Genomic DNA, 12,674 nt, shown 5'->3' on the forward strand with positions numbered 1-12,674 from the left:
TAGGCAAAGCGATATTAGAGATAGGTAATTCCTTATCAATGGACGTTATCTAAAACTAAGATTCGTTTTTTCGTTCTTTTGTAGTAACTACAATTCCAAATATAAGTTCAATAACTCCACCAATAATTCCACCAAAATGGAATGGTTGGTTAGATATTAAACAAAGCACTCCTGAAACTATTAAAAGCAGTCCTAAAACCCAATAAAGCTTTATGCCGTAAATAGATTGAAACACCAAATATCTTACACCAATTATCATAAGCATTACAGGATAAAACCAAAGTTGTTGTGTTTGGAAAACCGCATAGGCTATAAAAAGTCCGATAAATAATATTGCGGTACTTTCTAAGGCCAACTTTGCAAGAGGATTATTGTCTTTATGTTTACCGCTTCTTTTTAAAAGCTTTGCAGATAAGATACCTAAAGGATAAATAAGCATGCCACCAATAAAGAATATTAAAATACTTGTTTGCTTGGTTAAATACATTCCGGATAATCCTGAGATTAACCAGATAAGACCCGAAGCGAATATGCCAGTGCCACCACCTAAATAGGCAACACGCATGTCTTTTTGAAATTCTTTAAAGGTCATAAGCACTGATTTTAAATACGATTTTTTATAATATCCTTCAGGTCTAAAGATATTATAAAAACGCTAGTTATTCTCTAATTGTAAAGCCAACTGGTGCTTTAAGTTTAGTAGAGTCGTACATGTTAATGTAAATTGAAACAGTATCTTTTGAGTTTTCCCAAGTTACACGATAGTTATCTAACATAACACTACCAAAACCAAAGGGATCATTATCACTTTTTACAGCACAACAACTGCCAGCTCTGTAATATGAAATCTTTTCTCCATTTGGCCCGGCTAAAGCATTGAGATATCGTCTTTCATTCAATGGACCTTCAGAGTCTTTAGCGCCACCAACTTCAACCGGATTCTTTGGCGATAAACCATAGGTTTTATCTGTTGAGATTTCGGTGATTAAAAAGGTATATTGGTTTCGCAGAATCTGTGTTACATTTTTAGAAGTTCCAGTTTTTGAAGCTTGTTTTGTAGAACCACAGGCAAATAGAAAGGTTGTTAAAACAAGCAGTAAAAGTTGCTTTTTCATGAATTGATTTAAAATTATTGATGTTTGATTTAGTGGTTGTTAACTTTTATAGTTAAATATTGTTGTTTTAGGTTATTTTGATTTATAATTAGAGAATGATGCATATTGTCTACTTCAAAGGCTCACTTTATTCATGCTGAAGTTTCTCTCTTCCTTTAAAAACATTACTTATTTCAAAGTAATATACTTTTTCTTCTTCGTTTTCATTTTTAACGACCATTTTGTCGCAGAGACCTCCATTGTAATCAATACTTTGTTCACTAAGATCTACACCAATCATATCTAAGATAAAATACTCTTCAGAAACTTGAATTACAGACCAAGCCGTTTCACAGGATTTTCCATCTCCACTATTTATAATAGACATTAATAGTCCAAATTGGATTGTTTTATATTTTTTAGCGTTTACAGTATCTCCTAAAACTTCATAGGTTTGTCTTAATATTTTATGAGCAATCATGCTTGTGTAATCAATAGTCAGCATTTTTTTTGTTGTCATAACAATGCTGTCATATTTCAATTCAGACATGAGGCGATACATGTCTTTTTTTAAGCTTCTAAATTCTGAACTTTTTTTAGCTGCTACTTTAAATTGTTCACTTTCTAGAAAACTTTCTCTAAAAGTCTTATAGTCAATATCAGTATCACCATCTTCAAGCTTTTGAATTGTTTTACTGTAGTCATCGTCAAATTCGGGTATTTTTATTTCAGTCTCCGTTTGTGCAAATGCAATGCTGAAATTGAATATTATTAGTAGAATATAACACTGTTTATTCATATTTTGAGATTTTTATGGTTTAATTGTATGGTTTAGTAATTTACGTTTACTCGACAGGTCTTGTTCCAAAGGTCTCTAAATCAAATTAAAAAAAATTTCTCACAATAATTATTATAAGGATAATTAGTTATAAACAAATAGGCATTGCGTATATCTGACTTACTAACTTATTCTTTTTTAGATATACACAATGCCTATAAAATGGTTGGTTAATCTACACCAACCGTGCTATTAATACAATGGCATCAACCTGTACTTTTTAAACCACCAGATAAGGCATTTACCAATAACAATAATTGTAATAGGTATTTGGCCTTAAGTTCGGCATCAGCTTCATCTAAATCGCGCCATTTAATCAAGTACTCTAATTGTATTTTATGTAAGATTTTTAAGGCGTCGTTACGTAGTTTTATATTTTCTAGTTTAGAGACACGTCTTGTATGTACTGAGCCTTCTGTAATGGTTTCAATCTTATCTAAGCCGGTTTGGTAATCGTTAAGAATTAAATTCATAAGTTCTGCACGTGTTTTAGTATCATCTAACTGTGCTGCAAAGGCATTCATTACGTCAGTATCAGAGTTTAAAAGATTGGTTTCTATCTGTATTAAACTGTACTTCATAAACGCCCAATCGTTATATAAACTGGTCAGCTTTTTAAAATCTTCTGGGTATTGCTTTTCAAACTCACCTAAAGCAGTACCAATTCCAAACCAACCACTAATGTTAAAGCGCGACTGGCTCCAGCTAAATACCCAAGGAATAGATCTAAGATCATCAATGCTACGTTGCCCTGTACGACGTGCTGGTCGAGACCCAATTTTACTTTGTTCTAAAACATCTATTGGTGTGGCTTTAGAGTAGAAGTTGATAAACTTGGGATGATCTAATAACTTTCTGTATGTGCCTCTAGCCAAGTCTACCAAACGATCCATCATTTCGTATAAAGCTTCGTTTTTGGTATCTGGTAATGACTTTAAGGTTTGTCTTGCTGTGCCGGCTACAAACATTTCGAGATTGTAAGTGGCTGTTAATCGGTTAGCAAACTGGTTAGCAATAGTTTCACCTTGTACTGTCATTTTAATATGACCACTCATAGAGCCTGGTGGCATACTGTCTAAGAAACGGTGAATTTTTCCACCACCACGACTAATGGTACCACCACGACCATGGAAGAAATATAGTTTTACACCAAGTGCATCACCAACTTTGGTGAGGTTTTCTTCGGCTTTATAGATATTCCAACGACTCGTTAAAATACCACCATCTTTATTACTATCGCTGTAACCCAACATGACTTCTTGTGAAAAGTTTGGATTAGTTTCGCGTTGTTTTTTTAACATCGGATGGTTTAAGAAATCGGTAAGAATTTCTGGACCTGCTATAAGATCGTCAATAGTTTCTAATAATGGTACTACTGGTAAGTTAGTGTCTTGTAACCCAACTTCTCTTAAGAACAGATAGACAACTAATAAATCACTAAGGCTACGCGTCATACTTACAATAATAGAACCAATACCATCGGTACCATATTTAGTGACATAGTTTTTAACTTCACGCATGTAACCAAGTACGTTATCGGCTTCTGGGCCACAAGATATACCAGTTACCAAAAATGGACGTTTGCTTTGTAATTCTGCATTAATAAAAGCCAAACGTTTGTCTTCATCCCAGCTCGCATAGTCAAAATCTTCATAACCAGAAGCAGTTAAAATTTGGCTAATGGCTTTTTCATGGTATGCACTATTATTCCTAATGTCTAGCTTTGCTAAATGAAATCCAAAACACTGCACCAAACGTTCTATCGGGAATAACCATTGCTTAGCTAAGCGTGTGGCATCCATATCTATTAAAATGGTACGCAGTTGCTTAAGTTCTTGCAGTAAGTCATCTGCAGAATTAAAGCGTCCTGCTTTGTTATCGTCTTTAATGGTATATTTTAAACGTAATAACAACAGATTCACATACTGACGTAGCGGTTCTGATGGGTTACGATTAATGGCTTTTTGTCCATCTTTACCATACAATTCTGCTTGTGCTTCTATATGGTCTAAAACCTTTTGCGGCACTGCATTTTGGTAAATTGAAAAACTCAGTTTAGATGCTAAGTTTATCATTTGCTCTTGTATCATTTTTAATGCCGATTGGCGATGATATTGTAGGGTAGAGGCAGTGAATTCTGGTTTTACAAACGGGTGACCATCGCGGTCTCCACCAACCCAGCTTCCGAATTGAATCATCGGAAATTGTTCTGGCCATTCTAATAATTCTGGTGTGTAGCCTTGGTCTTTCCATGCATTAATTATTCTCTGATCTGATAATTGTACAGCTTCTGGGAAGACATTTACAAAGTAATGCATCAGGTTGTTGCGTTCGTCTTCAAGGCGTGGTTTTTGTAAATAGATTTCACCTGTTCTCCACCAACGTTCCATTAAACTGATGATTTCTTCTTTAAGTTCTTGCTGCTCAGACGTTGACCAGTTTGGGTTTTCTTTTTTCACCATTAATAAATACAATTCACGGTGAATGTCTAAAACCGTTAAACGTTTCGCTTCTGTTGGGTGCGCAGTAAGTACAGGTACCACTTTAACGTCACGTAGTTTTTTAGCAATCTCTTTTTCGTCTATGCCATCGGCTTTCCATTGGTGTAAAGTTTCTCCCCAAGAACCACGAGTAGATTCTAAACCAAATTGAGTTTCGGTTTTTCTACGGTATTGGGTAGCTGAAAGTTCTTCGGCAATGTTTAACAACTCAAAACACATGCCTATGGCTTGCGTGAGGTTTTCGTTTGTGAATGCGGTTTTGTCTGAAGTGGTACCGTTTTCAAATGGTAAAGCACCAGCAATATCGCCTTTATCTATAGAAACGAGCATTTCCTTAAACAAGGAAACCAAATAATGAAATTCGGTTTGAATTTTCTCGAGTCCTTCGTTTTGAATGATTTCTTTTGACATATTCTTATCTTAATTGATGGATTCTTTTTTAGTTTGCTCTAAAGCATTTCAATATTATGTTGCGTTTTATTGGTTCAAAGTTCTCGTTTAAAAGTTGTCATTTTTATGACTATTGTCATAATTCTCTGAGACGGCATTTACGAAAACGTTGTAAACTGAAAATTTTAACTTTTTATCACATTTTTTCTTTTGAATACTTTACTGTGACCTCTTTTTTTTGAATAAAACTAGGAACCAAACTTCAGTATTTCTACAAATTAGATATTACGATATCTTTAAATTTTTGAATAGGTCTTTACTACTGATGCCTGTAATATTTTCAAGAGGTTTGAAAAGCTCAAGAAGTTGAGGCGTACACTACTTACCACTCATCGAACAATAATGGTGTTTCATCGATACCAAAAATGGATTAAGCGAAATTAATCTATACTCATTCCGGTAATTTGTTTTTTTGTAGGAATACCGCGTAAGTAGATAACCTCAAATCTAGCTACATGAAAACAAATGTTTTTAAGGTATTAAGCTTCACAGTCTTTACTTTTCTTTCAGCAGTGTCTTGTGAAATGCCAGAAGACACAACCAGTGATGTTGACACAAACATTCCCCAAAAATTTACTGATATAGAAGCCAACAGTGATTTTAATTGGTCCACTGCCAAGAATTATACCATTCATATTGCTGGTGTGCCATTAGGCTCAGGTGAGAAAAGGCAATTTTTAGTTAAAACAGAAGATGATAAGGTCATTCGAAAAATGAATGTAGCAATATCTGAAGACTTTTCTATTAATATCCGTGTTCAGTCCAAAATAGAAACATTGATTTTATCTTGGGCAAATTTTGAAAAAGAGATCACTCTTGGAGCTAACAATACCATTAATTTCACCTTTCTTGAATTGGGCAATTTATAATACACTTAATTTAATTCATATATCTACAGATGAAAAAAATAATACTTTCACTCTCAATTTGCGTCTTATTTTCCTCAAGTCTTTTTCCTCAAGTAGTTAATGATTTTGAGGGTGGTGATGAGGATTCCTACACATCTGATTGTTGGGAGTTTAACGGTGTCTTTTTTGATGATAGTAATAGCATTGGAACTTATGCAATGTCAACTGGGCCATTAACTGATGATGCTGGTGTGTACAGTATTATAACACCATGGGTAGATATTCCAACTAATGGTGTAGTATCCTTTAAAACAGGTTTAATAAATAGCAACTTCGGAAGCGACGAAAACAACGCTAAAGAACTATCTGTATTTCTTTTAAGTGAAGATAGCTTTACTCCACTTTTATTAGATGAAAAATATACAACATCCGAGTTACAAGATAAGTCTATTCAGATTCCTACAACAGGATTACATCGTTTACAGTTTGTTTGGTATGGTAAGGGTAGCAGTAATAGAGCAGTTTTAGATGACCTTTCTATTAGTGGAGAATTATCTTCAGATCCATGTGAGGAAGATATCACCGATTCAGACGGTGATACGGTTCCGGACGATGAAGATGATTATCCGGATGATCCTAACAAGGCATATGATAATTTTTATCCTGGTGAAAACAGTTTCAATACACTAGCATATGAAGATTTATGGCCGTCTCAAGGTGATTATGATTTTAACGATTTGGTTGTAGATTATCGTTTTAATGAAATTACCAATGCCAATAATGCTGTGGTCGAAATAGTTGCGGTATTTTACGTAAGAGCCGTTGGAGGTTCTTTTGATAATGGCTTTGCCATTCAATTTGATGATTTATTGCCATCAGATATTGCATTTGTAAATGGACAAGCAATTACAGGTAATCTCTATAATATCGACGCCAATGGTACAGAAGCAAATCAGACTAAAGCTGTAATACCCGTTTTTGATAGTGCTGAGAATGTCATCAATAGAGTAGGTGGTTCTATGTATAATACCATACCAACTAATGGTACTGGAATTTCAGATACCATAACAATGGTCATAGGATTAAGCTCGCCAAAAGCATTTGTAGGATACGCGCCATATAATCCATTTTTAATTAAGAATCAACAACGCAATATCGAAGTACATTTAGCGGATAAGGTGCCAACGGATTTAATAGATGTAGAATTATTAGGAACAAATAACGATGATTCAAATCCTGGATTAGGAAAGTATTATAAAAATGTAAACAATCTACCATGGGCTTTAGATGTAGCGTCGACTTTTGAATATCCAATAGAGAATGCCGATATCATAGATGCTTATTTAAATTTTGAATTATGGGCGCAATCTAATGGTACAAACTTTACAGATTGGTATACAAACACCACATCCGAATACCGAAATAGTGCTCTAATTTTTCAATAAAGTTATCGAATCACAAGTGCTTTGAAGAATTCTTTTTTATATTATAGTTTTAATTTCATTCAGAATACATTCTTGGTATATTCCATTGGTCTTTATAACCAAATTTCCATTCTAGTGTAGATAATTCTTCATCGGTAGAAAGGCATTTTTGTAATTCTGATAAGATGTGTTCTTTATTCATATTTTGACCAATAAAAACAATTTCATTTTTACGATCTCCAAAAGTCTTATCCCAATTTTCTTCAATAATATCCTGATTTTCAAAATATGATGGATATTGAATACGTTTTTTAATAGGAATGCTGCTCCACCAGACACCAGCGCTATGAGCTTTTAGAGATCCACCAGCTTGTCCCCATATGAGTGCTTGCTCTGATCTTGAAGCTAACCAAAATAAACCCTTGCTTCTTATAATGGTTTCAGGGAAATCATGTACAAAGTAATAGAAACGTATAGGGTCAAACGGTCTACGAGATTTAAAAACAAATGATGAAATACCATATTCTTCAGTTTCTGGTGTGTGCTCATCCTTTTGAAGTTCTTCAATCCAACCCGCATTTTGTTCTGCTTCGTCATAATTGAATAAACCTGTATTTAGTATGTGTTTAGGAGACACTTTACTGTATGATGATTCTATAATTTGTGCTGTTGCGTTCATAGTTTTTATCGCACCCTTTAGCTTTTTTAGATGTTCTGGTGATACCAAATCAGTTTTGTTTAAAACAATAACATTGGCAAATTCAACCTGATCGGCTAACAAATCTGCAATAGTTCTAAAATCTTCATCCATATCGGTGAGATTTCTATCCATTAACTTTTCTGGACTTCCAAAATCATTAAAGAAATTGAAGGCATCTACCACAGTGACCATAGTGTCTATGTAGCTAAATCGTGACAAATCAATACCATTAGCTTCATCTACAAAAGTAAAAGTTTGTGCTACAGGCACAGGTTCACTAATACCAGTACTTTCAATAAGTAAATAGTCAAAACGATTTTCTTTAGCCAAGCGTTCTACTTCAACCATTAAGTCTTCTCGCAACGTACAACAAATACAACCATTGCTCATTTCTACCAACTTTTCTTCAGTTCTAGAAAGAGTGTTTTCGTTTTTGACCAGCTCTGCATCTACATTAACTTCGCTCATGTCATTTACAATAACGGCAACTTTTAAGCCTTCTTTATTATGAAGTATGTGATTAAGTAATGTAGTTTTACCAGCTCCAAGAAATCCGCTTAAAACTGTAACTGGTAGTTTTTTTTCTTCAATCATATTTTTTTCTTCAATAAATTAGTTCGTCTTACGAATGGTGTTATTCGGTAAGAACATCAATTCTTAATAGTAATCTACATATACCTTTCTTTTTAATTTCAGGGCTTTTATGTATAATAGGTTTAGTGTTATTGGGATATTTCGACCCCTTTAGAATGATTACAGATCCAGGCTGTGCTTCGCGAATATTAGTGTTGTCAATAACAATTTGATCATTACTTCCCTTAGAATTAAGTGCAATCCTATCAACATTATCATTCGGAAGCCACAGCGTACCTGGACCATTATATGTACATAGCAATCTCAAATAATTGTTATCAGCATGAAACCGTGTACACATATTATGATTTACTGATGTTAATAACAACCGAAAGTTGTCCTCGTAAGTGATTTCTCGAAATAAATGTAGGAGTTCAATGACATCTTCTTTGAAATCTACGTAATCTTCAAACTTTTTTCTGAATGTTTCTTCAATAGTAATAAAATCACCTGAGATTTCAATACTAGAAAATTGATGCTCTAGTGTTTTAATTTCTTTGTCATACAACGATGAAATATCTCTCTTGTAAACTGCAATGTTTGTTTTAGGGCTATGAATTTGAAAGAGTTGACTAGGATGTTCACCGATGATCCAACTTTGTTCTTTAGGGCTTTCAATCATTTCTTAAGTTTTCTTATTGTAATGATCTCCTAAAGGTAACAAAATTTTATTAATGCAACATAGTTGCGATTAAGTGAATATAGAATCTTATCAAGAATTTATTTTTTATAATTCTCTTAATATTTTTTTGGTTTTAAATTGGCTATATTTAAAAGCTGTCGAACTTATTTCGCGAGTAAATACCTTATAATCAAAAGGTTGTTACTTGTAAATGCAACAGCACCGACTAATAAAACTAAAAAACATATTAAACCAACCATCAATTTTCACTCATGAAACACTTTTCATTAGTTGTTCTGGGTCTATTACTCAGTTTCAATATAGTAACCCATGCCCAAAAAAAATCAAAGAAACAAAAAGACGAAAAAACATCATTAGAAACCGTTAATGTATCAGGTTTAAAATGGAGAAATGTAGGTCCGGCATTAACCTCAGGAAGAATTTCTGATTTTGAATTCAATCCAAACAATCCTTTCGAATATTACGTAGCCACATCTTCTGGTGGCGTTTGGAAAACTGTAAATTCTGGTGTGACTTATGAGCCAATTTTCGATAGCCAAGGCTCGTATTCCATTGGCTGTGTCACTATGGATCCAAACAATTCAAATGTGATTTGGGTCGGTACAGGTGAAAATAACAACCAACGTTCGGTAGCTTACGGAGACGGTTTGTACAAATCTTTAGATGGTGGCAAATCTTGGGAACATGTAGGATTGAAGAATTCTGAACACATCGGTAAAATTATTGTGCATCCAGAGAATTCAGATGTTGTGTATGTCGCTGCTATTGGACCATTATGGAGTAAAGGTGGCGATAGAGGTTTGTATAAAACCGAAGATGGCGGTAAAACATGGAATTCAATCATTGAGGTCGACGAACATACTGGTGTTAATGATGTTGTAATGGATCCTAGAAATCCTGATGTGCTTTATGCATCTACCTTTCAAAGACGTCGCCATGTGTACACCTATGTTGGTGGTGGACCAGGTTCTGCCATGCACAAAAGTGTTGATGGAGGAAAAACATGGATAAGAATCAATAAAGGCTTACCATCTGAAGAATTGGGTAGAATTGGTTTAGCTATTTCTCCTGCAAATCCTGAAATTATTTATGCCATAGTGGAAGCGGCAAATGGTAAAAGTGGCTTTTTTGCGTCTACGAATAGAGGAGCCAGCTGGGAAAAACGTAGTGGCCATGTCACAAGTGGAAATTATTACCAAGAAATTATTGCAGATCCTGTAGACGAGCACACTGTATACTCTATGGGTACATGGATGTCAGTAACGCACGATGGCGGAAGAAATTTTAAGAAAGTTGGAGAAGATACTAAGCATGTAGATAATCATTGTATGTGGATTAATCCTCATAACAACAACCATTGGGTTGTAGGTTGTGATGGTGGAATTTATGAAACTTATGATGCTGCTAAAACATGGGACTTCAAAAAGAATTTACCAGTAACACAGTTTTATAAAGTAGCTGTTGATAATGATTATCCGTTCTATAATATTTATGGTGGTACACAAGACAACTTTAGTTTAGGTGGACCATCACGTGTATTAACCAATCATGGTATTCGTAATTCAGAATGGTTTATTACAAATGGTGGAGATGGTTTTGAATCTCAAATAGATCCTTACAATCCAAATATCGTTTATGCACAATCTCAGTATGGTGGATTGGTACGTTTCGATAAGAAAAGTGGTGAATCTGTTGGTATTAAGCCAGTAGCAAGAAAAGGTGAAAATGCCTATCGTTTTAATTGGGATGCACCATTGGTTGTAAGCAGACATGTAGCGGGACGTTTATACTTTTCAGCTGAAAAAGTATTTCGATCAGATGATTATGGGAACAGTTGGGAAGTTATTAGCGAAGATTTGTCGCAGCAAATAGACAGAAATACACTGAAAGTATATGATCGTGTTGTTAGTATTGATGCAGTAATGAAAAATGGCTCAACGTCTTTATATGGAAGTATTGTTGCCTTTTCAGAATCCCCAATCAATAAAAACCTATTAGCTGCTGGTACGGATGATGGATTACTTCATGTATCTGAAAATGGTGGCGAGACTTGGAGAAAAATTTCCAGTATTGATGGTGTACCAAATCAATCGTATGTCAATAGTGTATTCTTATCCAAGCATGATGAGAATGTAATGTATGTAGCTTATAATCATCACAAATATGGTGATTTTAAACCGTATATCTTTAAATCTTCAGATAAAGGCATTAGCTGGACATCTATCGCGTCTAACTTACCAGAACGCGGATCTGTTTATGCTATAGAAGAAGATCATGTAGATGCTGATCTTATTTTTGTAGGTACTGAATTTGGTGTGTTCTTTTCACCAAATAAAGGGGATAACTGGAAACAACTTAAAATCGGTTTGCCAACAATTGCAGTTAGAGATATTGCCATTCAAGAGCGCGAGAATGACCTAGTCTTAGGAACTTTTGGTCGTGGATTTTATGTGATGGATGATTATTCTGTATTGCGCCAAGTAGAAAATGAAGCGCCTAAAGAAGAAGCTAAAATCTTCCCAGTTCGCACTGCATTGATGTGGGAGCAGAGTAGTCCATTAGGTTTACCTGGGAAATCCTTCCAAGGTGATAACTTCTACACTGCAGAGAATCTTGGTCCTGAAGCTGTTATAACTTACTATTATGACAAAGAATTCAAGTCGTTAAAAGACCAAAGACAAAAGGATGATAAGGCGTTAATAAAGGATAAAAAAGATGCACCATATCCAAGTTATGATGATTTGAAAGCAGAAGCTGAAGAATCTAAAGATGAGCTGGTGTTTACCATAAAAGATGCTTCAGGTAAAGTGGTGAAAAAGGAATTTAAGGCAGCTAAAAAAGGTGTGCAACGTTTCCATTGGAATTTAAGATATACAACCCAAAATCCTATCAATTTTAATAAGCCATCATTTTATAATCCATTTGGTGGTGTTGATGAAGGGACTTTAGTAAATCCAGGAACTTATACGGTTGAAATGGGATTACTAAAAAATGGTAATGTTACGGTATTGACATCACCTGTATCATTTCAAGTCAAAGCACTGAATAATACAGAAATGCCAGCTGAAAACCGAGCAGAAAAAGTAGAATTCCAGAAAGCAGTAGCTAAACTACAAGCAGATTTAGGAATCGCACAGCGCTTAATGTCAGAATCTCGAAACAAGTTAAAGTACATGAAGGCAGCTATTAAGCGTGCAGAACAACCTTTGGGTAACCTTTCAGCAACAGTAATGGCGATTGAAAAAGAATTAGATCAGGTTCAGTTAGCGATGTATGGTGATCCTATCAAGCGTCGTCTAGATATAGATCAACCGCCATCACCTTCAAGTCGTTTAGGATCTATCGGTTGGCAACAGAAATACTCTACAGCTTCACCTACACAAACACATCGAGATAGCTACACTATTGCTAAAGATGAGATTTTAGTGATTAAGTCAACTTTAGAGCGTGTGTTCAATGAAGATATTAAGGCTTTAGAGAAGCAACTGATTAACGCAGGTGCGCCTTATACACCAGGACGAGGTTATGAAAATAATGATTAAT

At 34.8% G+C, this 12,674-nt stretch carries 9 protein-coding genes; 3 read left to right on the forward strand and 6 right to left on the reverse strand.

All coding sequences use genetic code 11. From position 1 onward, the window contains the following. Positions 1-55 precede the first annotated feature (55 nt). From HRU50_RS11050 to HRU50_RS11065, 4 genes are all read right to left on the reverse strand, one after another. On the reverse strand, positions 56-592 hold the full coding sequence (locus HRU50_RS11050; protein WP_296351147.1) for a DUF6609 family protein: 537 nt from the start codon (positions 590-592) through the stop codon (positions 56-58). Between the two features lie 67 nt (positions 593-659). Then, positions 660-1,115 carry a 2-dehydro-3-deoxyphosphooctonate aldolase gene (locus tag HRU50_RS11055; RefSeq protein ID WP_296351148.1) on the reverse strand — a complete coding sequence of 152 codons (456 nt, stop codon included), beginning with the start codon at positions 1,113-1,115 and terminating at the stop codon, positions 660-662. Between the two features lie 127 nt (positions 1,116-1,242). After that, positions 1,243-1,893, reverse strand: a complete 651-nt coding sequence (locus HRU50_RS11060; protein ID WP_296351149.1) for a DUF4919 domain-containing protein — start codon at positions 1,891-1,893, stop codon at positions 1,243-1,245. 245 nt (positions 1,894-2,138) lie between these two features. Beyond that, positions 2,139-4,844, reverse strand: a complete 2,706-nt coding sequence (locus HRU50_RS11065) for a phosphoenolpyruvate carboxylase (protein WP_296351150.1) — start codon at positions 4,842-4,844, stop codon at positions 2,139-2,141. 494 nt (positions 4,845-5,338) lie between these two features. Between HRU50_RS11065 and HRU50_RS11070 the strand changes: the two genes are divergently transcribed. After that, positions 5,339-5,752: a hypothetical protein gene (locus HRU50_RS11070; RefSeq protein ID WP_296351151.1), complete on the forward strand. Its 414-nt coding sequence runs from the start codon at positions 5,339-5,341 to the stop codon at positions 5,750-5,752. Between the two features lie 29 nt (positions 5,753-5,781). Further along, positions 5,782-7,176, forward strand: coding sequence for an LruC domain-containing protein (locus HRU50_RS11075; protein ID WP_296351152.1), 1,395 nt, complete (start codon positions 5,782-5,784; stop codon positions 7,174-7,176). A gap of 55 nt (positions 7,177-7,231) precedes the next feature. Here HRU50_RS11075 and HRU50_RS11080 read toward each other — a convergent pair whose 3' ends face one another. Next, entirely contained in the window at positions 7,232-8,449 is a 1,218-nt protein-coding gene (locus tag HRU50_RS11080) for a GTP-binding protein (RefSeq protein ID WP_296351153.1), read from the reverse strand. Between the two features lie 40 nt (positions 8,450-8,489). Beyond that, the gene (locus HRU50_RS11085; protein ID WP_296351154.1) at positions 8,490-9,110 is read right to left on the reverse strand and encodes a DUF1826 domain-containing protein; all 621 of its coding nucleotides are present in this window, start codon (positions 9,108-9,110) and stop codon (positions 8,490-8,492) included. A gap of 272 nt (positions 9,111-9,382) precedes the next feature. Here HRU50_RS11085 and HRU50_RS11090 point away from each other — a divergent pair, with 272 nt between their 5' ends. Continuing rightward, positions 9,383-12,673 (forward strand): glycosyl hydrolase, encoded by a 3,291-nt coding sequence (locus HRU50_RS11090; protein WP_296351155.1) that lies wholly within the window; start codon positions 9,383-9,385, stop codon positions 12,671-12,673. Position 12,674: the final 1 nt, after the last annotated feature.

It is taken from the genome of Winogradskyella sp. (genome assembly GCF_013213835.1).
Taxonomy (GTDB): Bacteria; Bacteroidota; Bacteroidia; order Flavobacteriales; family Flavobacteriaceae; genus Winogradskyella.